The organism is Paracidovorax anthurii (assembly GCF_003269065.1).
Taxonomy (GTDB): Bacteria; Pseudomonadota; Gammaproteobacteria; order Burkholderiales; family Burkholderiaceae_C; genus Paracidovorax; species Paracidovorax anthurii.
Window position 1 is genome coordinate 1 of record NZ_QLTA01000029.1, and the last position, 25958, is coordinate 25958.

Consider the following 25958-nt stretch of genomic DNA (forward strand, 5'->3'; position numbering starts at 1 on the left):
CCGGCCGAGCGGCAGAACGTGCCGCCATCGTCCGTGGGGTGGCAGCTCGTGGAGTGGTAGAGCGCGGCCGCGGGCCCAAAGGCCTCGTCCACGGTCTCGGCCTTCTGCACGATGGGGGTCGGCCACCCTCCGCCTCCGCCCAGCCAGGCCGCCGAGTTGTAGAAGAACTTCGGCTCCACCACGAACCGCACGCTGTCCGCGAGCACCCCCTGGGCGCAGATCAGCAACAGCAGCGCAAGGACTGCTTTTATTCTGGTTGTCATTTTTTTCTTCGGGCCGCGGCAAGGCTGCCAGGGCCTATGGGCACGCGCGCCATCCAGCGCGCCAGGGCCGTTGCTCCCCTTCCCAGGTGCATCGGCGCGCGCAGCTTAACGGAAAGTCACCAAATTACGGTGACCGCATTCCGCACCGTGGCACCAAAGAAACAGTGGCACAGCCACTGCCGCCCCCGCCAAAGGGCGGGAAGCTGCACAGCCGCACTCGGAGCCGTCTCCGACCCAGGGCTGTGAGAGGGTCTCTTTCTCCAGGATCGGGGACGCCAGCCCCCAAGGCATGGCTCCCGCCCGTGACAGGCCCTGCGGAGGGCAGTCAGTCGCCCAGTTCGACCACGTGGCTCCAGGGCACGCCGCCCAGCGTGTCGTAGTGGGCCACCACCACGGCCTGCCCGCGCGCCAGGCCATGGGCCGCCGCCTCGGCCAGCAATTGCCGCAGGTACGCCACGGACGCACGATCCAGCCCCGCGACGGGCTCGTCCACCAGCACCAGCGGCGCGCCGCTCGCGAAGCCGCAGGCCATCAGCACCTTGCGCCGTGTGCCCGTGGAGAGTTGCTCCATCCGCTTGTCCGCGTGCTCCGCGAGCCCGAAGCCGGCCACGTGCGCGGCCAGGGCCGCCTCGCTCCAGCGCGGCCAGCGCGCCGCTTGCCCGGCCCACCACGCGGCGGGTGTGCCGCCCTCGCCCGGCGCACCGGCGCCGTTCGCGGCGCGCGGGTCCACCCAGAACACAGGGGCGGCATGGCCCGCCACGCTGCCGGCCTGCGGGCGCAACTCGCCCGCGATCAGGCGCAGCAGCGTCGTCTTGCCGCGCCCATCCCCGCCCCGGACCAGCGTCGCGCCCGGCCCGATGCGGACCTCCAGTCCCTCGAACAGCGGCCCGTCCGCCCCGGGAAACCGATGGCCCAGCCCCTCGCACCGCCACAGTGCCGGGGCAGCGGGACCGGAGAACGGGGCAGCGGGAAAACGGGAGAAAGAAGCGTCGGGCATCGGATCGGCGGCCCACGGGGCTCAGGGCCCTGAAGGCAAATGGGGGCCACGGGGCCCGTGGCATACATTCTGTGGCAATCGCGGGCCCGGACTGGCGGACAATGCGCGCCTCGATTCCATTGCATGCCCAGGCGGCCCTGGGATGGCCCATGACCCTGCATTACCTCGATTTCGACTACAGCGAAGACGGCGAAGGCACTGGCACCTGGGACGCCATGGCCAGTGTCACCGCGGAACACCTGCCGGCGCTGCACGCGGAGATCGCCGCCGTGCTCGACTGGGCCCATGCCACCTTCGGCGACGAGCCTGGGGGCATCGGGGACGGTGCCGACTGGGACTACGACCTGCAGGCCGTGGAGGAAATCTCCGCCGTGCAATCGCTGCGCTTCGACCAGGCCACCCGCCGCCTGGTGGTCGAATCCGGCGCCGCCACGCCCGCGCGCCACACCGTCACGTTCTCGGTCAGCGGCAACGCGGACTTCTGCGAAGCCTTCCGGGAGCGCTTCGAGCCGGCGTAGGCCCGCCCGGAGCCCCTGGAAGGGGTTTTTCAGGTCTTTCAGCCACCATGTCGCCGGTTTTGTTACCTCTTCAGCTATTAAATCAATAGCAGACCATCTTCCACGACGGCCAGCACGATCGCCGACTCCTCCACCGCCAGCGCCACGCGGCGGCCGGCCCGCAGCCCGGAGCCCGGCGGCGCGAAGCCCACCATCTGCATGCCGGCATCGAGCACGGCGGACACCTCGTCTCCCGAGGCGCCCCCCCGCGATACGCGCGTGGCCCGCCCCGGCCACGCGTTGGGCCCGGCGCCATCGCCCACGCCCGCACCGGCCGCCACCCGCACCGCCGTGGCCTTGCACAGCGCCAGCACCGGCAGGCCGGGCCGCAGGGCCAGCAGTTCCGCGCTCTCGCGCGTGATGCGCGCGGCCAGGCGCAGGCGCTCGCCGGCACCCTCGCCCCGCAGGTGCGCGCGCACCACGGGGCCCAGCGGCTCCAGCGATGCCACCGCGCAGGGCCACTGGTTGCGCATGCTGGTGCGCAGCGCCAGCCGCGCGGCCGTGGCGGCCTGCGGCGGGGGTGGCGCTGCGGGCCGCGCGGCAGCGGCCAGCACGTCGCCCCGGGCCTGCTCCAGCGCCCCGGCGGCGCGCAGCAGCGCGTGCCCCGCGTCGGTCAGCCGTGCGCCACCGCCGCCCACGCCGCCCACGGCCCGCTCCACCAGCGGCACGCCGGCCAGATTGGTGAGGGTGTCCAGCGCCTGCCACGCGGCCTTGTAGCTCACGCCCACCACCCGCGCCGCCTGCGAGATCGAACCGCCGGCGCCGATCTCGCGCAGAATCGCCACCCGGCGGTCGGCGGGGCCATGGCCCAGCGCGTGCGAGAAGGCGATCGGCGGAGCGGCGGCGGGCCGGGGTTCCTGCACGCGGGGCGGTGGGCGCAAACGGGTCATGCGCAGGATCATGCCCCAGGCCGGCACCCGGCACCCGGCACCCGGCACCCGGCACCCGGCACCCGGCACCCGGCACCCGGCACCCGGCACCGCGATCGCACCCTCCCCAAAAAGTTCACAAAAGTTGACCTATCGCATAACCGGAATTTCCGCTTATGCCAGGAAGAAACGTGCGGCGCCCCGCCACATGCGCACAACGGCCCGGATGCCGCCATAGTCCGTTCCGGGACGGCGTCGACACCTCCAACACCCTTTTCGGTCAACCTTCAATTCCTCTCGGATCGCAACATGAGAAACACGTTCGCACTGAAATCTCTCTGGCTGGGCGTTCCCGCCCTGTGCACAGCACTCACGGCCTTCGCCGCCGACGAGGTGCCCGCACTGACGCTGCCCCTGGCCTCCGCCGTGTCGAGCTATCTGGCGCAATCGGGCACGCAGCTCGTCTCCGGCAGCGGCACGCAGAACGGCCAGTCGGGCACCGGCTCCGGCACCGTGACCCGCGACGAGGCCGTCCCCGTCACCTTCGAAGGCCAGGCCGCGCTGCAGAAGCGCTCCGTGGTCTCCCTGACGCTGCAGACGAGCTCCGGCACCTCGACGTCGGAGAGCACCGCGCTCACCTACTTCGACAGCAACTACATCGCTCCGCTGGGCGCCTCCATCGACGGCCTCTACGCCGTCACCCGCAGCAGCACGCCCCTGCCCGCGACCGCCAAGGCCGGCGACTCCGGCTCCTGGTATGCGATGAACGTCTTTACCGACCCCTCCAAGTTCCTGCGGGTCGGCACGGCCACGGTGAACTACTCGGTGCAGGCCGAGACCGCCTCCACCCTGCTGCTGTCCGTCACCAGCACCGCCACGCCGATATTGGGTAACCCCATCGTCAACACCACCACCTACCGCCTCGGTACGAGCGGCGCCGCCATCCCGCTGCAGGAAGTGACCAGCACCCCCGGCACCAACCTGACGATCCAGTACCAGTGATCGCCTCCGGGCATCGCCGCGGGCGTCCTGCCCACGGCGATGCCCGCCGTGGCGGATGCGGCACGGCCACCGCATCCGCCCGCACGGAACCACCGGGCACGAGGCCTCTATACTCGTCCGCTATTCACCAAAGGAATAGCGCAATGCCCCCAGGACTCCATCGCTTCGCCCGCCATGCCGCTCCCGCCGTGCTGCTGGCCTGCCTCTGCTTCACTGCCGCCGCCCAGGCGGAGGAAGTCTCGGTCGCCGTCGCCGCCAACTTCACGGCGCCGATGCAGAAGATCGCCGCGGCGTTCGAGCAGGACACGGGCCACAAGGCCGTGCTCTCCTTCGGGGCCACGGGCAAGTTCTACGCGCAGATCCGCAACGGCGCACCGTTCCAGGTGTTCCTCTCGGCCGACGACACCACGCCCGAGCGCGTGGAACGCGAAGGCCTGGGCGTGCAGGGGTCGCGCTTCACCTACGCCGTGGGCCAGCTGGTGCTCTGGAGCCCGCGCGAGAACTACGTGGACGCGCAGGGCAATGTGCTCAAGACCGGCGACTTCGCCCATCTCTCCGTGGCCAACCCCAAGCTCGCGCCCTATGGCCTCGCCGCGCTGCAGACGCTGGAAAAACTCGGCCTGGCCGAATCGCTCAAGCCCCGCATCGTGACGGGCGAGAACATCGCGCAGACCTACCAGTTCGTCGCCAGCGGCAATGCCCAGCTCGGCTTCGTGGCGCTCTCGCAGGTGATGGAGGGCGGGCGCATCGCCAAGGGCTCGGCCTGGCGCGTGCCCGCCAGCATGCACGAGCCCATCCGCCAGGACGCGATCCTGCTCTCGACGGGCAAGGACAATCCTGCCGCGGCGGCCCTGCTGCAGTACCTGCGCGGGGACAAGGCGCGCGAGGTGATCCGCTCCTACGGCTACGCGCTGTGACCGGGGTGGCGGCGGCCCCGCGCGGCCGCCGCGCCCTGGCGTTCTCCCGTTCTTTCTTTCCGGAGTTCCCTCCGCGCCCCTGCCCATGCCCTTCTCGGCGGACGACCTCGCGGCCATCGGCCTCACCCTGCGGCTCGCGGGCCTCACCACGCTGCTGCTGCTCGTGCTGTGCACGCCCCTGGCCTGGTGGCTGGCGCGCACGCACTCGCGCTGGCGCGGGCCGGTGTCGGCCGTCGTGGCCCTGCCGCTGGTGCTGCCGCCCACGGTGATCGGCTTCTACCTGCTGCTGCTGCTCGGGCCGCACGGCGCGGTGGGGCGGCTGATGCAGTCGCTGGGGCTGGCCGCCCTGCCCTTCACCTTCGGCGGGCTGCTCGTGGGGTCGGTGGTGTACTCGCTGCCGTTCGCGGTGCAGCCGCTGCAGCGGGCCTTCGAGGCGATCGGCGAGCGGCCGATGGAGGCCGCGGCCCTGCTCGGCGCGGGCCCGCTGGACCGCTTCTTCACCGTGGCCCTGCCGCTCGCGCGGCCCGGGTTCCTCACGGCGGGCGTGCTGAGCTTCGCGCACACGGTGGGCGAATTCGGCGTGGTGCTCATGCTGGGCGGCAACATCCCGGGCGTGACGCGCGTCGTCTCGGTGCAGATCTACGACCACGTGGAGGCGATGGAATACCTGCAGGCGCACTGGCTCGCGGGCACCATGGTGGTGTTCTCGTTCGCCGTGCTGCTGGCGCTCCACTGGCTGCAGCCCGCGAGGGGGCGCGCATGACCGTGATCGCCCCCGCGGCGCAGACTGGCGCCCATGCCGGCATCGAGGCGCGCCTGCGTTTGCCCCGCCCCGGGCGCTTCACGCTCGACGTGGACCTGTCCCTTCCGGGCCGGGGCATCACGGCGCTGTTCGGCCCCTCGGGGTGCGGCAAGACCAGCCTGCTGCGCGCGATGGCCGGGCTGGAGTGCGCCAGCGGCCGCGTGGCGGTGCCGGGCGACACCTGGCAGGACGACGCCCAGGGCCTGTGGCGGCCGCCGCACCTGCGGGCGCTGGGCTACGTCTTCCAGGAGCCCAGCCTGTTCGCCCACCTGGACGTGCGCCGCAACCTCGAATACGGCCTGCGGCGCACCCCCGCCGCGCGCCGCAGCGTGCCGCTGGAGCAGGCGGTGGAGCTGCTTGGCATCGGCCACCTGCTGGCACGGCGGACCGACACCCTCTCGGGCGGCGAGCGCCAGCGCGTGGCCATCGCGCGCGCGCTGGCCGCCAGCCCGCGCGTGCTTTTCATGGACGAACCCCTCGCCGCGCTCGACGCCGACCGCAAGGCCGAGGTCATGCCCTACCTGGAGCGCCTGCAGCGCGGGCTGGACATCCCCGTGCTCTACGTGAGCCACGCGCACGACGAGGTGGCGCGGCTGGCCGACCACCTCGTGCTGCTGCGCGAGGGGGCCGCCGTGGCCAGCGGGCCCGCCGCGGCCCTGATGGCGCGGCTCGACCTGCCGCTCGCCCGCGGCGAGCTGGCCGCCACGCTGGCCGAGGGCATCGCCGTGCACCACGACCCGGCCGACCACCTCACCACGGTGCGCCTGCCCGGAGGGCTGCTGCTGCACATCGCGGCAGCGCACGCCCCCGCGCCGGGCGCCGCCGTGCGGCTGCGCGTGCAGGCGCGCGACGTGAGCCTCGCCCTCGATCCCCCGCAGCGCAGCAGCGTGCTCAACGTGCTGCCCGCCCGGGTGGTGGAGCTGCGCGAGGACAGCCCCGGCCAGGTGATGGTGGCGCTGGACGCGGGCGGCACGCCGCTGCTCGCACGCATCACGCTGCGCTCGGCGCGCGCCCTGGCGCTGGCCCCGGGCCTGGCAGTGCACGCCCAGGTCAAGGGCGTGGCGCTGCTCGGCTGAGAACGCGAACACCTTCTGAGAACGTGTTCACGATCTCGCAGGGGTCGCGTTGGAGCGCAATCGGGATGAGTGGATGCCTCGGATGCGCCACATGGGCCCATGCCCATGCAAGCAGCCGAGGCGTCCAATCGCCCGATTTCGCTCCAACCCTTCGGGCAGTGGCGTGTGCGGGCGGTCTGCGGCGTTGCGGCGCTGGCCCATAGCCGGGCTATGGGCGGCGCACCGCGCCTTGCATCCCACCCGCACACACCACTGCGCGACCCCTGGGAGATCGTGAACACGTTCTGAGCACCGCCCCGCGGGCCGGAACGCGGAAACCCGCGCAACGCCCGCGGCGCGCGGGAAAACCCCACCCCCGTGTGTCAGCCTTTTCTCAGCCCGGGCGCCTACGATCCGCTTTAATCCCGGGCGGGCGCGGCACCGGGATTTCGCCGCGCGCACCCATTCACCGAACGACGACAGGAGACAGCAGCGTGACAGGACTCCTCCAATTGGCCAAGGGCATGGACTGGATCTCCACCCGGCTCAGCAAGATCGCCGCATGGGCCGTGCTGGCCGCCGCGCTGATTTCCGCGGGCAACGCCGTGATCCGCTACGGGCTGGACCTCAGCTCCAACGCATGGCTCGAGATCCAGTGGTACCTCTTCGGCACCACCGTGATGCTGGGCGCGCCCCTGGTGCTGCAGCTCAACGAGCACGTGCGCGTGGACATCATCTACGGCAAGCTGCGCGGCCACGGGCCGGTCCTCGTGGACCTGTTCGGCCTGGTCTTCTTCCTGCTGCCCGTGATGGGCCTGCTCACCTGGCTCACCTGGCCCTTCTTCTGGAACATGTACGTCACCAAGGAGATGTCGGGCAACATCGGCGGCCTGATCCGCTGGCCGGCGGCGCTGCTGCTGCCCGTGGGCTTCGGCGCCGTCTTCCTGCAGGGCGTGGCCGAGATCATCAAGCGCGTGGCCCACCTCACCGGCCACCAGCGCATGGACACCCACTACGAGAAGCCGGTGCAGTAAAGCACCACCACCCGCCTTCCCGACTTCTCCAGGACGACATCCCCATGCACATGGAAAACTTCGCCCCGATCATGTTCACGGGGCTGATCGTGATCATGCTGATCGGCTTCCCGGTCGCGTTCTCGCTCGCGGCCCTGGGCCTGTTCAGCGGCTTCTTCGCGATCGAGATGGGCTGGTTCCCGGCCAACTTCATGGCCAACCTGCCGATCAACATGTTCGGCATCCTCTCCAACGACCTGCTGCTGGCCATCCCGTTCTTCACGCTGATGGGCGCGGTGCTCGAAAAGTGCGGCCTCGCCGAGGACATGCTCGACTCCATGGGCCAGCTCTTCGGCCCGGTGCGCGGCGGCCTGGGCTACTCGGTCATCATCGTGGGCTTCATCCTGGGCGCCATCACCGGCACCGTGGCCGGCCAGGTGATCGCCATGGCCATGATCTCGCTGCCGGTGATGATGCGCTACGGCTACAACATGCGCTATTCGACCGGCGTGCTGGCGGCCTCGGGCACCATCACGCAGCTCGTGCCGCCCTCGCTGGTGCTCATCGTCATGGCCGACCAGCTCGGCCGCTCGGTGGGCGACATGTACAAAGGCGCCTGGGGCCCGGCCATCCTGCAGGTGCTGATCTTCGCGATCTACACCTTCATCCTCGGCCGCATCCGCCCCGAGTACGTGCCCGGCCTGCCGCGCACCGCACGCACCCTGCACGGCTGGGCCCTCTGGGGCAAGTGCCTGCGCGGCATCATCCCCTCGGCCATCCTGATCTTCGCGGTGCTGGGCTCCATGGGCGGCCTGCCCTTCATGGAGCACGCCATCGCCACGCCCACCGAGGCCGGCGCCATGGGTGCCGTGGGCTCACTGATCCTGGCAGCCATCCACAAGCGCCTGTCGTGGCAGCTGCTCAAGGAGGCCATGAACGGCACCATGCGCCTCACGGCCATGGTGGTGTTCATCCTGATCGGCTCGCGCGTGTTCTCGCTGGTGTTCCAGGGCGTCGATGGCGCGATCTGGATCGAGCACCTGCTCTCCGACCTGCCGGGCGGCCAGATCGGCTTCCTGATCGTGGTGAACCTGTTCATCTTCTTCCTGGCGTTCTTCCTCGACTTCTTCGAGATCGCCTTCATCATCCTGCCGCTGCTGGGCCCGGTGGCGCACAAGCTCGGCATCGACCTCGTGTGGTTCGGCGTGCTGCTGTGCGTGAACATGCAGACCAGCTTCATGCACCCGCCCTTCGGCTTCGCGCTGTTCTACCTGCGCGGCATCGCCGACACGCTGTTCAAGGAAAAACGCATCGACCGGCCGGTGAAATCCAGCGACATCTACATGGGCGCGATCCCCTGGGTGGTGATGCAGCTGATCCTCGTGGCGATCGTGATCTTCTTCCCGCAGACGGTGACCGTCTTCCTCGACAAGGAACCGGAGATCGACCTCGACAAGGTCAAGCTCGAAATGCCGGCGGACCCGTCGGCCGAGCCCGCCATCAACATGGACGACCCCTTCGGCACCGGCGAGAAGCCCGCCGACGGCGCCAGCACGCCCGATGCCGGCGCGCAGCCCCCCGAGCCCGCCATGCCCGTGCCCGAGCCGGCGCCCGAGGGTGGCAGCGCAGCCAGCGCGCCCCGATGACGGACGGCCCCGCACCCGGCGCGCCCCCGGACGCGGGCGGCGCCGTGCCCGCGGCCCTGGAGAGCGCCGCCTACCCCCCGCTGGTGCGCGCGCTCGCCGTGGTCATCGTAGCGGGGCTGGCGGCCTTCGCGCTCCGCTCCCTGCCCGAGTTGCGCGGGGCGCACTGGCCCTTCGCGAGCCTGGCCACCTTCGCCCTCGCGGCCGTGCTCATCGGCTGGGTGGGCTGGTGGATGGTCTTCAGCCGCACGCGCCTCCTCGCCGCGGACGGCACGCTGGTGCAGACGTGGCTGTGGGACAAGCACGTGCGCGCCGCCGACGTGGCCAGCTTCAAGATCGTGCACTGGCCCGGCCTCTCGGCCGTCATCGCGCCCCGCATCCTCCTGCGGCGGCGCGGCGGCGGCATCACCTGGGTGCACTCGGCCGACCCGGCGCTGCTCACGGGGTTCGCGGAATGCGTGGTGCGGCAGGGGATCGATGGGCAGCGAGGCACTTCAGGGGAATCTGCCGCGCGTTGAGCAGAGCTGTACGGCCAAGGGCCCGCAGCGGGCATAACGCGCTGCGGGCCATGGACGTGTGCGGGTTTCCGAGGTTTCGTATCCACGCGTCCGCACGGGACGCGACAACACGAAGCCGGGCGAACAGACCGCCTTCAAGGTGTTTCAATCCACGCGCCCACTCGGGCGCGACCAGTATCAAGATTCAAACCTTGGATCTCTCGCTCCCGTTTCAATCCACGCACCCGCGCGGGGTGCGACACCAAAGCGATGGAGATGACAGTGATGATGAGGGAGTTTCAATCCACGCGCCCATACGGGGCGCGACAAGTACAAGAAGCTAGTTGCGGAATCGGACAACGTTTCAATCCACACGCCCACACGGGGCGCGACGAGGCGCATCTGCGGCTCTCTCGGGTTTTCGTGGAGTTTCAATCCACGCGCCCACACGGGGCGCGACTGTCTCAAGCTGGAGCTTGCGCACGTCGGCAAGGGTGTTTCAATCCACGCGCCCACGCAGAGCGCGACCTGCCACCCCACAGGGTGGTGATACCGGTACCCATATTTCAATCCACGTGCCCCGGCAAGGCACGACATCATGCTCAGAACGCCCCTTCCGCCCCCCGCGCCGGCACGGAGCGCATCCACCAGCCTCCGTCCAGAAAAAAGCCCCGCCGTTTACACAGCGGGGCCTGGATGCCAGGGCCTTGATGGCCGGCGTCAGAGCTTCTGCGCCTGCATGAAGCGGTCGAACGTGCCCTCGGTGAAGCGGAACCAGGCGTTCTGGTCGGCGAGGAACTTGGAGTAGTCGGCGTACACCTTCTTCCACTCGGGGTTGGAGTTGTTCAGGTCCGCATAGATCTGCTGGGCCGACTTGAAGGCCGCGTTCATCACGTCCTGCGTGAACGGGCGCAGCTTGGTGCCCGAGCCCACGAGCTGCTTGATGGCCACGGGGTTGCGCGCGTCGTACTTGGCCAGCATGGAGATGTTGGCGTGCGAGGCCGAGGCCTCCACCACGGCCTTGTACTCGGCCGGCAGGCCTTCCCAGGCCTTGGTGTTGATGTAGAAGTCGAGCTGCGGGCCGCCTTCCCACCAGCCGGGGTAGTAGTAGAACGGCGCGACCTTGTTGAAGCCCAGCTTCTGGTCGTCGTAGGGGCCGACCCACTCCAGCGCGTCGATGGTGCCCTTCTCCAGCGCGGGGTACAGGTCGGCGCCGGGGATGGACTGCGGGATCACGCCGAAGGGCTCCAGCACCTTGCCCGCGAAGGGGTTGGTGCGGAACTTCAGGCCCTTGAGGTCGGCGACCGACTTGATCTCCTTGCGGAACCAGCCGCCCATCTGCGCGCCCGTGTTGCCGCCGGGCAGGTTGATGATGTTGTACTTGGCGTAGAACTCGCGCATGAGCTTGAGGCCGTTGCCCTCGTACATCCAGGCGTTCATCTGGCGGGCGTTGAGGCCGAAGGGCACGGCGCAGCCCAGGCAGAACGTGGGGTCCTTGCCGTAGAAGTAGTAGGGCGCCGTGTGCGCCATCTCGACGGCGGCGTTCTGCACGCCGTCCACCACGCCGAAGGCCGGCATCAGCTCGCCGCCGGCATGCACCGAGATCTGGAACTTGCCGCCCGTGGCGTCGTGGACCTTCTTGGAAAACACTTCCGCCGTGCCGTAGATGGTGTCGAGCGACTTGGGGAAGCTGGACGCGAGGCGCCAGCGGATGCTGGCCTGGGCGTGCACGGCGGGTGCTGCGCCGGCCGCCAGCACGCCGGCAACGCCCGCGTGCTTGAGGATGGAACGACGATCCATGAGGTGGTCTCCGGTTGTGATTGCGAACGGGCCGCGGGGCCCCGGCGGGCGGGGCGCGCGGCCGGACAGTTTCAGCCGGAAACGATTGTAGGAATGCCCCCCAGGGGGCTCTTGGGGGTTTTCCCGCGAAAGAACGGCGGGGCCGCCAGGGCCTCAGCCTTCTGCAAGCTTGCGCGCCGGCAGGCCTGCGCAGGCTGCGGGGGTCAGGCGCCCGCCGGGCCGAAGCGCGCGGTGATCGCGCGCGCGATGCCGTCCGCGTCCAGGCCCTGCAGGGCCAGCAGGCGCGCGGGGTCGCCGTGCTCGATGAACGCATCGGGCAGGCCGAGCTGCAGCACCGGCTTGAGGATGCCGGCCGCGTTGAGCGCCTCGCACACGGCGCTGCCGGCGCCACCCATCACGGCGCCCTCCTCCACGGTCACCAGCGCATCGTGGCTGGCCGCGATCTCGCTCAGCAGCGCAGTGTCCAGCGGCTTGGCCCAGCGCATGTTGGCCACCGTGGCGTCCAGCGCTTCGCCTGCCCGCAAGGCCGGGTAGAGCAGCGTGCCGAAGGCCAGGATGGCGATGCGCCGCCCCGTGCGGCGCACTTCGCCCTTGCCGAAGGGCAGGCCCTCCAGGCCGGCCAGCGGCGCCACGCCCGCGCCGCTGCCACGCGGATAGCGCACGGCCACGGGATGGTCCTGCGCATAGGCGGTGGAGAGCAGCTGGCGGCATTCGCGCTCGTCGGCGGGGCAGGCCAGGCTCATGTTGGGCACGCAACGGATGAAGGGGATGTCGTAGGCGCCGGCGTGCGTGGCGCCATCCGCGCCCACGAGGCCGGCGCGGTCGAGCGCGAACACCACGGGCAGGTTCTGCAGCGCCACGTCGTGGATGAGCTGGTCGTAGGCGCGCTGCAGGAAGGTGGAGTAGATCGCCACCACGGGCTTCACGCCCTCGCAGGCCATGCCCGCCGCGAAGGTGACGGCGTGCTGCTCGGCGATGCCCACGTCGTGGTAGCGGCCGGGGAAGCGCTTCTCGAACTCCACCATGCCCGAGCCCTCGCGCATCGCCGGCGTGATGCCCACGAGGCGCTCGTCCTGCGCGGCCATGTCGCAGAGCCACTGGCCGAAGACCTGCGTGAAGGTCTGCTTCGGGGGCGTGGCGGGCTGGGTCAGGCCCACGCTGGGGTCGAACTTGCCGGGGCCGTGGTAGGCCACGGGATCGGCCTCGGCCAGCTTGTAGCCCTGCCCCTTCTTCGTGACCACGTGCAGGAACTGCGGGCCCTTGAGGCCCTTGATGTTCTCCAGCGTGGGGATGAGGGAGTCGAGGTCGTGCCCGTCGATCGGGCCGATGTAGTTGAAGCCGAACTTCTCGAACAGCGTGGCCGGCACCACCATGCCCTTGGCCTGCTGCTCGAAGCGCTTGGCGAATTCGAGCAGCGGCGGCACGGGCTTGAGCACGGTCTTGCCGACGTTCTTCGCGGCCGCGTAGAAATGCCCGCTCATGAGCTGCGCGAGGTAGCGGTTGAGCGCGCCCACGGGCGGGCTGATGCTCATGTCGTTGTCGTTCAGGATCACCAGCAGGTTGGCGTCGGCCACGCCCGCGTTGTTGAGCGCCTCGAACGCCATGCCGGCCGTCATCGCGCCGTCGCCGATGATGGCCACGGCATGCCGGTCCTCGCCGCGCTGGCGGGCGGCGAGCGCCATGCCGAGGGCCGCCGAGATGCTGGTGCTGGAGTGCGCGGTGCCGAAGGTGTCGTACTCGCTCTCGGTGCGCAGCGGGAAGCCCGAGAGCCCGCCGAGCTGCCGCAGCGTGGGCATGCGGTCGCGCCGGCCCGTGAGGATCTTGTGCGGATACGTCTGGTGGCCCACGTCCCACACGAGACGGTCGCGCGGCGTGTCGAACACCGCGTGCAGCGCCACGGTCAGCTCCACCGTGCCGAGGTTGGAGCTGAGGTGCCCGCCCGTCTTGGAGACGCTGTCCAGCACGAAGGCGCGCAGTTCCACGGCCAGTTCCTTGAGCTGGGCGCGGGACATGCGGCGCAGGTCGGCCGGATCGTTCACGGTCTGCAGGAGGGGGAAGGAAGTCGTGGACATATGCTCTGTTTTTGATAGCTACCAGCGTAGATTCGACGCCGACATGGGGCCATATTGGTGGGATTGCGGCGCGGTGGCTCGGCGGCGCGGCGGGCGGGGCGGAAATGCCGGTGTCTCGTCTCGGTCCGCATGCCGCCCAGGTCCGCCAGTGTCAGTGCGATCGGTCGATCACCATGTCGGCCAGGGCCGCCAATGCCTGGGTGCACGGCAGGCCGCTCACGCCCAGCGCGGCATGCGCCTCGTCGCGCAGCGCGGCCGCATAGGCGCGGGCCCGATCGAGCCCCAGCAGGGAGACGTAGGTGGGCTTGTCGCACGCCGCGTCCTTGCCGGCGGTCTTGCCCAGCGTGGCGGAATCGGCCACCACGTCCAGCACGTCGTCCACCACCTGGAAGGCCAGCCCCAGGGCGGCACCATAGCGCGACAGCGCCTCCCACGCGGCCGGCGGCACGGCCCCGCAGGCCGCGCCCATCAGCACGCTGGCCTGCAGCAGCGCTCCGGTCTTGAGGCGGTGCATGCGGCGCAGCTCGTCCTCGGACAGGGCCTGCCCCACGCTCGCCAGGTCGATCGCCTGCCCGCCGGCCATGCCGTCACCCCCGGCCGCGCGCGCCAGCAGTCGGCACAGGCAGGCCTGCACCGCATCCGGCACCACGCCCTCGGGCGTGAGCAGCTCGAAGGCCAGCGCCTGCAGCGCGTCGCCCGCCAGCAGGGCCTGCGCCTGCCCGAACTGCACGTGCACCGTGGGCTTGCCCCGGCGCAGCACGTCGTTGTCCATGCAGGGCATGTCGTCGTGCACCAGGGAATAGGCGTGGATCAGCTCCACCGCGCAGGCCGCGCGCAGGGCGGCCTCGGCATGGCCCTGCACGGCCTCGGCCGCGGCCAGCACCAGCAGCGGGCGCAGGCGCTTGCCGGCGCCCAGCACCGCGTACCGCATGGCATCGCCCAGGCCGCCCGGCGCATCGGCAGGCACCCAGGCGCAGAGCGCATTCTCCACGCGCTGCAGGCCCGAAGCGCTCCAGGTGGACAGATCGAAACCGGCCGCCCCCTCGGGCCGGGAAAACAGCGGGGCGCCCATCAGTCCTGCGTCCACGGTTGCAGGGCGCCATCCTCCAGCACCTTGATCTGGTCCTGCACGGCCTCCAGCCGGCCCCGGCAGAACGCCAGCAGTTCGGCGCCGCGCTGGTAGCCCGCCAGCATCTGCTCCAGCGGCAACTGGCCCGACTCGATGCGGCCCACCAGCTGCTCCAGCTCTTCCAGGGCCGCTTCGTAGCTGGCGGGTTCGGCGGGAGGGGGGGCGGAAACGGGGGGGGAGGCCTTGGGCATGGACGGCGGCACCGGGACGGGGCGAGCGGGTAAAACCGGCGATTTTAGGCGCAGCCCCCCAAAGCCCTGCCGGCAGCGGCGCACGGGGCCGCCCCTGCCTGCGCCCGGGCCGCGCAAAGGCAATACACGCACGGGAGGAGCGGAAATAACCCCATTGGCTACAATCCCTTTCCTTTCGTCGAACCGGCTGTGGGTACTTTGCTCGGCCGGTTTCGTTTTTTCCACGTCCCGTGCGCACGCGCACCCTCCCTGTGGGGAGTCTTTAGGTCAGGTCACCCATGTCTGATTTAAGTCTTCAACTGCAGCAGGCCGCAAGCCAACTACCAGTTTCAAGCTATTTCGACGATGCGCTGTTCCGGCGCGAGCTGGACACCATCTTTCAGCGCGGGCCCCGCTACGTGGGGCACCAGCTGAGCGTGCCCGAACCGGGCGATTACTACGCGCTGCCGCAGGAAGGCCAGGGCCGCGCCCTGGTGCGCAACGCCCAGGGCGGCGTGGAGCTGGTCTCCAACGTGTGCCGCCACCGCCAGGCAGTGATGCTCCAGGGCCGGGGCAACCTGCACACCCATGGCAAGGGCCACGCGGCGGGCAACATCGTCTGCCCCCTGCACCGCTGGACCTACTCGCCCCAGGGCGAGTTGCTGGGCGCGCCGCATTTCTCGCACGACCCGTGCCTGAACCTGAACAACTACGCCCTGCGCGAGTGGAACGGCCTCCTCTTCGAGGACAACGGCCGCGACATCCAGGCCGACCTCGCCGGCATGGGCCCGCGCTCGGAACTCTCTTTCGACGGCTACGTGCTCGACAAGGTCGAGCTGCACGAGTGCAACTACAACTGGAAGACCTTCATCGAGGTCTATCTGGAGGACTACCACGTGGGCCCGTTCCACCCGGGGCTGGGCAACTTCGTCACCTGCGACGACCTGCGCTGGGAGTTCCAGAAGCACTACTCCGTGCAGACCGTGGGCGTGGCCTCCACCTTCGGCAAGCCCGGCTCCGACGTGTACCGCAAGTGGCACGAGGTGCTGCTGAACTACCGCGAGGGCCGCATGCCCGAGCGCGGCGCCATCTGGCTCACCTACTACCCGCACATCATGGTGGAGTGGTACCCGCACGTGCTCACCGTGTCCACCCTGCACCCCATCAGCCCGACGAGGACGCTGAACATGGTGGAGTTCTACTACCCCGAGGAGATCGCCGCCTTCGAGCGCGAATTCGTCGAGGCCCAGCAGGCCGCCTACATGGAGACCTGCATCGAGGACGACGAGATCGGCGAACGCATGGACGCCGGCCGCAAGGCCCTGCTGGCGCGCGGCGACAACGAGGTCGGCCCCTACCAGAGCCCCATGGAAGACGGCATGCAGCACTTCCACGAGTGGTACCGCGAGGCCATGGGCGAGGCCGTGCCGCAGCGCTGATCCGCGGGCCCGGTGCTCCCTGCCAGCCGGGCCACCCCAAGACCATCCCCAGGGCCTGGGACCGCAAGAGCCATTGATCAGGCCACCGCTGCGCCGTCGCGCCACTCGACGGTCACGCGAAGGCCCGCCCCCTCTTGCGCTTCCAGGAACACCCGCCCTCCCAGCAGGCGTGCCGCCTCGCCCACGATGGCCAGTCCCAGGCCCGAACCGGGGCCGGCCCCTTGTCCGCGGAAGAAACGCTCGAACGCCTGCGCGCGCTCCTCGGCCGGCATGCCCGGCCCATCGTCCAGCACCACGACCCGGACCTGTCCGTCCTGCCGCAGCAGTTGCACCTCCACGTGCGAACCGGGCGGGCAGTGGCTCAAGGCGTTGCGCAGCAGGTTGTCGACAACGGAGTGCACGGCCGGCAGAACCACCGTGGCCTGGCATTGGTCCGGCGACACCAGGGCCATCTCGATGCCGCGGGCGTCCGCCAGCGGCGTGAGGTCGATCAGGTGCTGGCGGCACACCGCCACCAGATCGACGGACTCGGTGGCCCTCGGCACCCCGGAGGATTCGAGCCGTGCCAAGGTCAGCAACTGCTCCACCAGGTGCGAGGTGCGCTGCACGCCGCGCTGGATGCCCTGGCGTGCCACGTCGGCCGAGGCGGCATCGGGCGCGGTCGCCAGCGCGTGGGCATGGGTCGCAATCACCGCCAGGGGCGTGCGCAGTTCGTGCGCGGTGTTGTTCGTCAACGCACGCTCCTGCGCCACATGCTGGCGCGCGCGTGCAAGCAGGTCGTCGATGGCCCTCACGATGGGCTGAAGCTCCGCATAGCGCAGGTCGACCTCCAGGGGCATCAGCGCGGCGGCATCGCGTTTCGCCAATGCGGAGACCAGCCGGCGCAACGGCGCGAGCCCGGTACGGACGGCCCACCACAGCGGCAGCATCAGCAGGGGCACGGCCACCAGGATCGACGGCAGCAGTCCGCCACCCAGCCAGCGCAGCAAAAGGCTGTCCTGCACCACCGGCTCGTACAGGATGACCCGCCAGCGGGCGGTTTCGTGCAGGTAGGGCCAGTAGGCGTGCCCGCGCATGTGGATGACCTCCTGGCGCGCCTGCTCCGGCGCCAGCGCCCCCTGGCCCTTCAGGGCGCCGGACGCATAGACCTGCCGCCCCTCGATCGTCTGGAGCTCGAAGGCCAAGTCTTCGATGTCCGGCAAGCCGGCGGCACGCCGCGATCGATTGAACTGGAGCTCCGTGGCCCGCACGATGGCGGCGGCGACGGGTTCGTCCACGTCGGCCAGCGCCTCGCCCAGGCCTTCGGCCGCAGACCGCTGCGCCACCCGATCGGCGATGCCGGACTGGAACGCCAGATAGTCCATGGCCACCAGCAGGCCGGCGACCAGCCCCACGGCCAGGAGCAGCACCCGTAGCAGCCGACCCTGCAGCGACGCCTGCCGTCTCATGGCCTGAGCTGGTAGCCCACGCCGCGCACCGTGCGGACGCGCTCGGCGCCGATCTTGCGGCGCAGGTTGGACAGGTGCACCTCGATGGTCGCGGCATCCACCGGATCGCCCAGCGGCTCCAGCAACTGCCCCAGCACCTGCTTGGGGACCACCGTGCCGGTGTCCTTGGCCAGCGCCACCAGCAGTTGGAATTCGCGCGCCGACAGGGCCAGCAACTCGCCCTTCAGCCAGGCCTGGTGCGAGCGCGGCGACACCGCCAGATCGCCCAGCTCCCACAACTCACTGGCCTGCTGCCGATGGCGGCGGTGCACGGCCCGCACGCGCGACAGCAGCTCCGGGATCTCGAAGGGCTTGACGAGGTAGTCATCGGCCCCTTCGTCCAGGCCTTCGAGCCGGTCCGTCAGCGCGGATCGTGCGGTGATGACGATCACAGGCGTCGTGATGCGCTTCGCTCGCCAATGGCGCAACAGGTCCAGCCCTTCCTGGCCGGCCAGCGCGCGATCCAGCAGCACCAGATCCACCTCGGGCCCGAGCGCGGCCCGGGCATCCGTGGCGCGCCGCACCCATTGCGCGCTGATGCCCTCGGCTTTCAAGGCGGCCAACAGCGCAGGGCCCAGATCAAGGTCATCTTCGACCAGCAGGATGTGCATGGCGCCCACTGTAGCGCCCCGACCTTTGGGAAAGCCAAAGCTGTCAGACGCGACACTGCGGGCCATGCCGGGGCCAGGCCATTGCCGATGCATCCCGGGCGGCCTGCGCGAGCCCCATCGCCTGACACTTCATCACCCGATCACCATGCATCTTGACTCGGCTCCATTCCTTGCGCGTTGCCGGTGCGTGGCCGCACTCATGGGCGCACTGCTTCTGACTGCCTGCGCGCAGGTACCCCGGCAGGGCTATGCATCGACCGCCGGGGGCGCCATGGCGTACGCCCTGGCCGGCCCGGAAAAGACCCCCGCCGTCGTGCTGCAAAGCGGCCTGGGCGACGGCCGCTCGACCTGGAACACAGTCTGGCCCGCCCTGACCGCGCGGCACCGCGTCTTCGCGCTGGATCGCCCAGGCTACGGTGACAGCCCTTCGACATCCGCGCCCCGAGATCCCTGCCAGGTGGCCCGTGAACTGCACGCCGCGCTCCGCGACGCGCATGTCCCGCCGCCGTATCTGCTCGTGGGCCATTCGCTGGGCGGCTTGTACCAGGTCGTGTTCGCGCGGCTGTACCCGGATGAGACCGCCGGCCTGTTGCTGCTGGACCCCACCCACCCCGAGCACTGGGCCACGCTGCAGCGCGAGACACCCAAGACGGCCGCGACACTGTGGGGCCTGCGCAGCACGCTGTTCACGCCCACCATGCGCGCCGAGTTCGACGCCCAGGCGCAATGCCTGGACGGGCTGCCGCCGTGGCCGTCCGGCGTGCCCGCCAGGCTGCTCTTCTCGGGCCGCTTCGGCCCGCTGGAAACCCAGGCGTACCAGCACACGCTGTCGCGGCTGCGCCTGGACTGGCAGCAACGCCTGGGGGTGCCAGCCGAGACCGTGTCGATCTCGGGGCATTACCTCCATCGCGATGCGCCCGAGCGGGTGGTGCAGGCGCTCGACCGCCTGCTGGATGCCGCCGCCGCGCCGCCACGCCGCTGAAACGCCAGGGCCTTCGAGTCTTCTGGCTTTGGGTTCTCTTTGGGTGGCGCCTCGCACACTGCCTCGCACCCCCACTTCGGAGCTCCTGCATGTCGATTCGCCCCGCTGATTCCTCCTTGCGCCGCCGCACGGTGCTGCAATTGTTCCTGTCCACCGGACTGGGGCTGAACCTGGCCGCCTGCGGTGGCGGATCGGACGAACCCAACCCGGACGCAACCGCGGCCCTGCTCAAGACCCAGGCCGATGCCGCCGTCGCTTCGGGCCTGGTGGGGCTGGTGTTGGGCCAGGTGACAAGCAAGGCCAGCAGCGTGGCCGTGGCCGGCAAGCGGCGCCTGGGCCAGGGCGCCCCGGTGGAGCCGCAGGACCGCTTTGCCATCGGCTCGAACACCAAGGCCATGACCAGCGCCGCCACCGTGGCGCTGGCCGAGCGCGGTGGTCCGGCCCTGTCGCTGACCTTGCCGCAAGCCTTCACCGAATGGGCCCGTGAGATCCACCCCGCCTACGCCCGGGTGACACTGGCCGATCTGCTGCACCACCGTGGCGGCTTGCCGGCCTTCAACGGCAGCGGCCCGGAGGAGGACGCCTTCATGGCGGCCGTCGGGGCAGACACGAACCCATTGCCGACCACGATGGCGGGCCGGCGTGCCTATTTCGCCCGCTGGCTGCTGGCCCGGGCGCCCGTGGCCGGCGTGATGCCGGGGCGCGACTTCCTCTACTCGAACGCCGGCTATGCGCTGGCCGCCGCCCTGCTGGAGGCCCGCACGGGCAAGACCTTCGAAGCGATTTTCGACGAGGTGCTGGTGCAGCCGCTCGGGCTGGAAGGCGCATGGCGCTCGCAGGTGCCTGGCGAACGGGATGTTCTGTGGGGGCACGAGGGCCCGGCCAATGCGCTGGCCGTGGTCGAGGCCACGGCAGAATCACGGGCCACGAAGAACTGGCAGGACATCCTCGCACCTGCCGGGCACTGGGCTTGTACGGGTGCGGCCTATGCGCGCTGGCTGCACTGGCATGTGCTGGCGCAGCGGGGGGAGCGCACGCCGTTGCCGCTGGCCTATGTGCGCGACCTGCGCGCGGCGTCTGGCAATCGGTACGTCTGGGGCTGGCAAAGCGTGGCCACGCCGAACCGCGTGCTGCTGACGCACACCGGCCATGTCCCCGGCTTCATGGCCGAGGCGGTGCTGGATCGGGCCGGCGACTTCGCCATGTTCGGCCAGAGCAACACGGGCTACTTCGCCGAAGATGGCACCAGTTGGGTCTTGAGCCGTATCGACCAAGCCCTGGCCGACGTGCTGAAGCAGCAGTCCATTTCCCTGTGATTTCCCGAATGCCCTTGAAACTGACCCCATGATTCGATACAAGACTTCTGCTGTGCGCGGCTTCGGCCGCTTTGCCGGGCTCGCGGCGCTCGTACTGATGGCGGCCTGCGCATCGCCGCCATACGCTGCCCCTGGAACGGCAGCGCCGGCCGAACAGCTCCAGCACCTGGCGCAGCGCCACCACGTCTGCGGCGCCGCGGTAGCTGTCATCAGGCAGCGCGAGTTGCAGACGGTATCGACCGCGTCGGGCTGTGACCCCGCCCTGGAAGTGCAACCCGACAGCGTGTTCCAGGCCGCGTCACTGAGCAAACCGGTGTTCGCGTATGCCGTGCTGAAGCTGGTGCGACAGGGCCGTCTGGCGCTGGACGCTCCGGTACTGCAGTACCTGCCGCAAGGCTATCGGCACGCCTTCGATCCGCTGCAGCCAGGGCCGGCCGCGCAGACCGACGAGGTCACCGACCCTCGGCTCCAAGCGGTCACCGTGCGCATGCTGTTGCAGCACACCGCCGGGCTGCCCAACTGGGCCTCGGGGCCACTGCGCTTCGAAAGCACACCCGGCACCCGCTGGGCCTATTCCGGAGAAGGCTACGTGCTGCTGCAGCGGGCCGTCGAAACGGTGATGGGGCGACCGCTGGACGAGGTCATGCAGGAGCAGGTCTTCGCCCCGCTCGGCATGGGGCACAGCAGCTACCGCTGGACTCCCCAGGTCGGCGAGCACTTGCTGCCCGGCACCAAGGCCAACGGGGCGCCGCGCAAGGAGGTACCGCTGCGACAGCCCGTGGCGGCCTTCAGCCTTTACACCAGCGTTGGCGACTACGCCCGCTTCCTCGTCGCGCTGTTGCGCGACGAGGCGTTGCTGGCCAAGACCGTCGAATCACCGGTCGACGTCGATCCACATTTGAATCTGAGCTGGGGACTGGGCTGGGGCATGGAGCGGTCGACCGCCGGCGTGCACCTCTGGCAATGGGGAAACAACCCGGGCTACCGCGCATTCGTGATGGCCCTGCCGGGCTCGGGAGACGGGCTGGTCATGTTGACCAACAGCGACGGCGGCCTGAAGCTGGCCGAGCCGCTCGTGCAAGCCACGCTGCCCGGGGAGCACAAGGTCTTTCAGTCGCCCTTCCTGACGGCAGGCGTGCTGGACACACTCTGCGACGTCCTGCGCGTGTGCCTCTGACGAATCGCTGCGCCCCCCGCGAGGGCCTGGGGGGGACCACCGTGCCATCCCGCACCCACGCGGCCTTGGGGTTATGCACAAAATACCCGGACCATATTCACATTACGCATCAATAAAAAATTCGCATAAAAAATACCATCCCGCACATAATAAAAACAAACCACAGCATCGCAGTAAACAAACGAATAGCCACCCAACCCAATACCGAGGCAACGCCACCTAGAATCAAAATCAAATAAAAATACCCGCATATCCCATGGCATTGCCCGTTTGCCATGCATGCGCCAGGAGACAAAAAGCCTCGTTCTTTTTGGGAGCTCCTTGTGCAAATGCAACGCCATATCGGCAGCCGAGAACTGCTGGCCTTCTATATCTCGTCCGTCGTCGGTGCCGGGGTGCTGATCATTCCCGGCATCGCCGCCCAGATCGCAGGCCCTGCCTCGCTCGTGGCCTGGATGCTGCTTGCGCTGATCACCGCGCCGATCGCGGTCTGCTTCGCCAAGATGGCCATGCTGGCGCCCGAGAGCGGCGGTGTGCCGGCCTTCATCGAAAAATCCCTGCACCCCCGCCTCGGCAAAACCCTTTCCTTATTGCTCACGCTGTCCATCGTGGTCAGCGATCCGATCATGGGATTGGCCGCCGCGCATTATCTTCACGCCCTGTTGCAATTCGATAAACAATGGATTCCGCTGGTGGGTTATGCATTTTTGCTGGCCGCGCTGGGATTCAATGCCATCGGCATGAAAATCGGCGGAAAAATCCAGTCCATCGCGGTGTTCGTGCTGGTGCTGGGGCTGATCGCGGTGATCGCCGTGGCCCTGCCCCACGGCAGCGTGCAGACCATGACCCCGTTCATGCCGCAGGGCGTCTCGTCCATCGGCGGGGCGATGGTGGTGTGCTTCTTCGCGTTCCTGGGCTGGGAGAACGTCTCCTCCATCGCCGGCGAGGTGCGCAATCCGGAGCGCACCTTCCGGCGCGTGATTCCCTGGGCGGTGGTGATCGTGAGCGGGCTCTACGGCCTGATCGCGCTGACCTACGTCTCCGTCGTGCCGGCCCAGGAGCGCGCCGCGGCGCCGACCGTGCTCACGCCCATCCTGCGCATCGTGCTGGGCGATTCCGCGGCCGCCGCCGGCAGCCTGGTGGCGGTCGTGCTGCTGCTCCTGGCGGTGAATTCGTGGGTGATGGGCGCGTCGCGGCAAATCTTCTCGCTGGCCCGCAAGGGGCTGCTGCCCGGCGCCCTGGGCCGCTGGAGTTCGGCGCACGGCGCGCCCCGCAACGCGCTGGCCGCCATGGCCGTGATCTACGGCCTGTTCACCCTGTGCCTCTCGGTCTTCCACATCCCGGAGGCATGGCTGATCCAGTTCGCCAATGCCAACTTCATCCTGATCTACCTGTTCGCCTTCGGCGCCGCGCTCAAGGTCTTCCAGTCGGCGCGCATGCGCGCGTGCGCCTGGATCGCCATCCTGGCCAGCATCGGCCTGGTGCCCCTGCTGGGCAAAATGATGCTGGTGTCGCTGGGGCTCGCTGCGGCACTGTTCGCCGGGCTGGCCTGGCATGAAAGCCGCGGCGCGCGGCGCCGGCAGCCGGGCGGCGCCGCACCGGGCCTGCGGTGAACGGCAGCGCCACGGCGCGGCGCGGCGCATCCCATCCACTGGGCCGTAGCCCGTTGCGCGCGGGTGCGATGGCCCGCACCCGCGCCGCCTTCGCGGGAGGAAGCCCGGGCTTGGCCTAACATCGGTCCACCGCGCGCCAGTCCCGCCCCGGGCCGGCGCGCGTCGCCGCTCCTCCCTCGTCGCCCTTCTCCCTTCTCTTTTCTACGCCCATGCAAGCTCTCTGGATGGTCCTGGCCGCTTTTCTGTTCGCGACCATGGGGGTGTGCGTGAAGCTCGCGTCGGCCTATTTCAACGCGGCCGAACTGGTGTGCTACCGGGGCCTGATCGGCATGCTGATCCTCTGGGCGCTGGCGCGGCAGCAGGGGGTTTCGCTGGGCACCCGGTACCCGGGCATGCACGCCTGGCGCAGCCTCATCGGCGTGGCGTCGCTGGGCGCGTGGTTCTACGCCATCGCGCACCTGCCGCTGGCCACGGCCATGACGCTCAACTACATGAGCAGCGTGTGGATCGCGGCCTTCATCGTGGGCGGCGCGCTGCTGGCCTGGAGACCCGTGGCGGGCGGGGCGCGGCCGCCGCTGCAGGCGCCGCTGGTGCTTGCCGTGCTGGCGGGGTTCGCGGGCGTGGTCATGATGCTGCGCCCCAGCCTGGACGCCCACCAGATGTTCGCCGGCCTCGTGGGCCTGCTCTCGGGCCTGTCGGCCGCGTTCGCGTACATGCAGGTGATGGCGCTCTCGCGCATCGGCGAGCCGGAGACGCGCACGGTGTTCTATTTCGCCGTGGGCTCGGCCGTGGGGGGAGGCGGGGCCATGGTGCTCACCGGTACCTCGGACTGGCCCGGCTGGCCGGCCCTGTGGCTGCTGCCCATCGGCGTCCTGGCCGCCCTCGGCCAGCTCTGCATGACGCGCGCCTACGCCCGCGCCCTCACCCAGCGCGGCACGCTCGTGGTGGCGAACCTGCAGTATTCGGGCATCGTGTTCGCCGCCCTCTACAGCCTGCTGCTCTTCGGGGACAACATCCCCCCCATCGGCTGGGCGGGCATGGCGCTGATCGTGGCCAGCGGCATCGTGGCGACGGTGCTGCGCGCCCGCGCAGCGCCCGGCGCCCCGGCCGAGGAGCATTGATACGGGTTTGCAATCAAAGAGAGAACAAGGCGCGAAGCCGCAGACAGTGCTGTAGCACGGCAAGGCGAAGCAACGCAGTTATCTTTTTGATTGCGAAACCGTATGAGCGGGCGGGCCCGGCGGATGCGGCCCACGCCGACGCGGCGGCCCCTTCCCGGCGCCGCACAATAGGCGGCGCGCGGGCCGCGGCACGGCGCTCCCGCTTTCCCCCGTTGTCTTCTCTTCCATCCGCACCATGCCCTATACGACCCTGATCTCCGCCACCGAACTGAAGGCCCTGCGCGCGAGCGGCGCTCCGCTGATGGTCTTCGACTGCAGCTTCGATCTCTCGCAGCCCTCGCGCGGGGCCCAGCAGTACCTCGAATCGCACATCCCCGGCGCGGTATATGCCCACCTCGACGAGGCGCTGAGCGCCAAGCATGGAGCGCACGGCGCACATGGCACGATCGTCGCGGCCGAGGGCGATGCGCCGGCTTCGGGCGGGCGCCACCCGCTTCCCCGCCGCGAGCGCTTCGCCGCGTGGCTGTCGTCGGTGGGCTTCTCGAACGGCATGCAGGCCGTGGTGTACGACCGCAACGGCGCCAACTATTGCGGCCGCCTGTGGTGGATGCTGCAATGGGCCGGGCACGGGGCGGTGGCGGTGCTCGACGGCGGCCTGCAGGCCTGGACCGGGGCCGGCGGCGAGGTGGCGAGCGGCGAGGAGCCCGCGCACTTCCGCACGAACTTCGCGCTGGGCGAGCCCCTGCAGCGGCTCGCCACGGCGGCCGAGGTGCAGGCCGCGCTGGGCCAGGCCGGCCAGACCATCGTGGACGCGCGCGCCCCCGCGCGCTACCGCGGCGAGGTGGAGCCGCTGGACCCTGTGGCGGGCCACATCCCGGGCGCGCTCAACCGCCCGTTCAGCGAGAACCTGGGGCCCGACGGCCGATTCAAGCCCGCCGACCAGTTGCGCGCGGAGTTCGAGGCCCTGCTCGCGGGCCGCCCGCCCGCCACCATCGTGCACCAGTGCGGCAGCGGCGTGAGCGCCGTGCCCAACCTGCTCGCGATGCAGGTCGCGGGACTCGGAAAAACCACGCTCTTCGCCGGCAGCTGGAGCGAATGGTGCAGCGACCCGGCCCGCCCGGTCGAGCGCGGCTGAAGTCAAACGACAACCCCCTGTGGCGCTTCGCGCCTCGGTGCAACCGCCAGAGGTGGCAGCTCTTCAGGGCCGTCCAAGCCTGTGCAGGCAGGCCTGGAGCCGCGGCCTTCAGCCCCTTCTCTCGCCGCGCTGCGCTCGGCGGGAAGGGGGACACCGCCGGTGGCCGAGCCAAGCTCGCTCCACGGCGGTTGCGGGCGTGGCCTGCTCCGTGGCCACCGGACGGGGACGCAGCGCCGGTGTCATGCATCGCGGATGGCGCGCGGCGCCGTGGATCACCGATACGGTCCATGC

The 25958-nt window shown here is 69.9% G+C and carries 24 protein-coding genes; 15 read left to right on the forward strand and 9 right to left on the reverse strand.

Annotated elements, in window-relative coordinates:
* Both AX018_RS14405 and AX018_RS14410 read right to left on the reverse strand, forming a co-directional pair.
* On the reverse strand, window positions 1–263 hold a 263-nt coding region (locus AX018_RS14405), incomplete at its 3' end, for a hypothetical protein (RefSeq protein WP_146749323.1).
* 325 nt (window positions 264–588) lie between these two features.
* Window positions 589–1260 carry an ABC transporter ATP-binding protein gene (locus tag AX018_RS14410; RefSeq protein WP_111878285.1) on the reverse strand — a complete coding sequence of 224 codons (672 nt, stop codon included), beginning with the start codon at window positions 1258–1260 and terminating at the stop codon, window positions 589–591.
* 149 nt (window positions 1261–1409) lie between these two features.
* On the opposite strand from AX018_RS14410, the gene AX018_RS14415 reads away from it, so the two are divergent.
* Window positions 1410–1778 carry a hypothetical protein gene (locus AX018_RS14415; protein WP_111878287.1) on the forward strand — a complete coding sequence of 123 codons (369 nt, stop codon included), beginning with the start codon at window positions 1410–1412 and terminating at the stop codon, window positions 1776–1778.
* 77 nt (window positions 1779–1855) lie between these two features.
* Here the strand turns inward: AX018_RS14415 and AX018_RS14420 are convergent, their stop codons facing one another.
* The gene (locus tag AX018_RS14420; protein WP_111878421.1) at window positions 1856–2707 is read right to left on the reverse strand and encodes a TOBE domain-containing protein; all 852 of its coding nucleotides are present in this window, start codon (window positions 2705–2707) and stop codon (window positions 1856–1858) included.
* 288 nt (window positions 2708–2995) lie between these two features.
* On the opposite strand from AX018_RS14420, the gene AX018_RS14425 reads away from it, so the two are divergent.
* The 7 genes from AX018_RS14425 (at window position 2996) to AX018_RS14460 (ending at window position 9636) form a co-directional block, all read left to right on the forward strand.
* Window positions 2996–3688 (forward strand): hypothetical protein, encoded by a 693-nt coding sequence (locus AX018_RS14425; protein WP_111878290.1) that lies wholly within the window; start codon window positions 2996–2998, stop codon window positions 3686–3688.
* 143 nt (window positions 3689–3831) lie between these two features.
* Window positions 3832–4605 (forward strand): molybdate ABC transporter substrate-binding protein, encoded by a 774-nt coding sequence (gene modA / locus AX018_RS14430; RefSeq protein WP_111878293.1) that lies wholly within the window; start codon window positions 3832–3834, stop codon window positions 4603–4605.
* Between the two features lie 85 nt (window positions 4606–4690).
* Complete coding sequence (gene modB / locus AX018_RS14435; protein ID WP_111878295.1) at window positions 4691–5368, forward strand: molybdate ABC transporter permease subunit; 678 nt, start codon at window positions 4691–4693, stop codon at window positions 5366–5368.
* Window positions 5365–6483 (forward strand): molybdenum ABC transporter ATP-binding protein, encoded by a 1119-nt coding sequence (gene modC / locus AX018_RS14440; RefSeq protein WP_111878298.1) that lies wholly within the window; start codon window positions 5365–5367, stop codon window positions 6481–6483. Before modB ends, modC begins: the two co-directional genes overlap by 4 nt.
* A 473-nt stretch (window positions 6484–6956) precedes the next feature.
* Window positions 6957–7496, forward strand: coding sequence for a TRAP transporter small permease subunit (locus AX018_RS14450; RefSeq protein ID WP_111878301.1), 540 nt, complete (start codon window positions 6957–6959; stop codon window positions 7494–7496).
* A 44-nt stretch (window positions 7497–7540) separates the two neighbouring features.
* Window positions 7541–9121 carry a TRAP transporter large permease gene (locus tag AX018_RS14455; protein ID WP_111878304.1) on the forward strand — a complete coding sequence of 527 codons (1581 nt, stop codon included), beginning with the start codon at window positions 7541–7543 and terminating at the stop codon, window positions 9119–9121.
* Window positions 9118–9636 carry a hypothetical protein gene (locus AX018_RS14460; RefSeq protein WP_111878306.1) on the forward strand — a complete coding sequence of 173 codons (519 nt, stop codon included), beginning with the start codon at window positions 9118–9120 and terminating at the stop codon, window positions 9634–9636. Before AX018_RS14455 ends, AX018_RS14460 begins: the two co-directional genes overlap by 4 nt.
* Window positions 9637–10335: 699 nt before the next feature.
* Here the strand turns inward: AX018_RS14460 and AX018_RS14465 are convergent.
* The 4 genes from AX018_RS14465 to xseB form a co-directional block, all read right to left on the reverse strand.
* Complete coding sequence (locus AX018_RS14465; protein WP_111878309.1) at window positions 10336–11415, reverse strand: TRAP transporter substrate-binding protein; 1080 nt, start codon at window positions 11413–11415, stop codon at window positions 10336–10338.
* 203 nt (window positions 11416–11618) lie between these two features.
* Entirely contained in the window at window positions 11619–13487 is a 1869-nt protein-coding gene (gene dxs / locus AX018_RS14470; protein ID WP_111878312.1) for a 1-deoxy-D-xylulose-5-phosphate synthase, read from the reverse strand.
* A 151-nt stretch (window positions 13488–13638) separates the two neighbouring features.
* The gene (locus AX018_RS14475) at window positions 13639–14559 is read right to left on the reverse strand and encodes a polyprenyl synthetase family protein (protein ID WP_111878315.1); all 921 of its coding nucleotides are present in this window, start codon (window positions 14557–14559) and stop codon (window positions 13639–13641) included.
* Window positions 14559–14807, reverse strand: coding sequence for an exodeoxyribonuclease VII small subunit (xseB, locus tag AX018_RS14480; RefSeq protein WP_111878317.1), 249 nt, complete (start codon window positions 14805–14807; stop codon window positions 14559–14561). The genes AX018_RS14475 and xseB overlap by 1 nt, the downstream gene beginning before the upstream one ends.
* Window positions 14808–15085: 278 nt before the next feature.
* Between xseB and AX018_RS14485 the strand changes: the two genes are divergently transcribed.
* On the forward strand, window positions 15086–16225 hold the full coding sequence (locus AX018_RS14485; RefSeq protein ID WP_111878320.1) for an aromatic ring-hydroxylating oxygenase subunit alpha: 1140 nt from the start codon (window positions 15086–15088) through the stop codon (window positions 16223–16225).
* A 77-nt stretch (window positions 16226–16302) separates the two neighbouring features.
* Here the strand turns inward: AX018_RS14485 and AX018_RS14490 are convergent, their stop codons facing one another.
* Window positions 16303–17673 carry a sensor histidine kinase gene (locus tag AX018_RS14490; protein WP_146749324.1) on the reverse strand — a complete coding sequence of 457 codons (1371 nt, stop codon included), beginning with the start codon at window positions 17671–17673 and terminating at the stop codon, window positions 16303–16305.
* On the reverse strand, window positions 17670–18323 hold the full coding sequence (locus tag AX018_RS14495; RefSeq protein ID WP_111878325.1) for a response regulator: 654 nt from the start codon (window positions 18321–18323) through the stop codon (window positions 17670–17672). Before AX018_RS14495 ends, AX018_RS14490 begins: the two co-directional genes overlap by 4 nt.
* 199 nt (window positions 18324–18522) lie before the next feature.
* On the opposite strand from AX018_RS14495, the gene AX018_RS14500 reads away from it, so the two are divergent.
* From AX018_RS14500 to AX018_RS14525, 6 genes are all read left to right on the forward strand, one after another.
* Window positions 18523–19305, forward strand: a complete 783-nt coding sequence (locus AX018_RS14500; protein ID WP_111878327.1) for an alpha/beta fold hydrolase — start codon at window positions 18523–18525, stop codon at window positions 19303–19305.
* Window positions 19306–19394: 89 nt separating this feature from the next.
* A complete protein-coding gene (locus AX018_RS14505) occupies window positions 19395–20621 on the forward strand; it encodes a serine hydrolase domain-containing protein (protein WP_111878328.1) in 1227 nt (408 codons plus the stop codon).
* A gap of 28 nt (window positions 20622–20649) precedes the next feature.
* Window positions 20650–21798, forward strand: a complete 1149-nt coding sequence (locus tag AX018_RS14510) for a serine hydrolase domain-containing protein (RefSeq protein ID WP_111878331.1) — start codon at window positions 20650–20652, stop codon at window positions 21796–21798.
* 329 nt (window positions 21799–22127) lie between these two features.
* A complete protein-coding gene (locus AX018_RS14515; RefSeq protein WP_170146266.1) occupies window positions 22128–23411 on the forward strand; it encodes an APC family permease in 1284 nt (427 codons plus the stop codon).
* A gap of 209 nt (window positions 23412–23620) precedes the next feature.
* Window positions 23621–24532 carry a DMT family transporter gene (locus tag AX018_RS14520; protein ID WP_111878336.1) on the forward strand — a complete coding sequence of 304 codons (912 nt, stop codon included), beginning with the start codon at window positions 23621–23623 and terminating at the stop codon, window positions 24530–24532.
* A 235-nt stretch (window positions 24533–24767) separates the two neighbouring features.
* Window positions 24768–25667: a sulfurtransferase gene (locus tag AX018_RS14525; protein ID WP_111878339.1), complete on the forward strand. Its 900-nt coding sequence runs from the start codon at window positions 24768–24770 to the stop codon at window positions 25665–25667.
* Window positions 25668–25958: the final 291 nt, after the last annotated feature.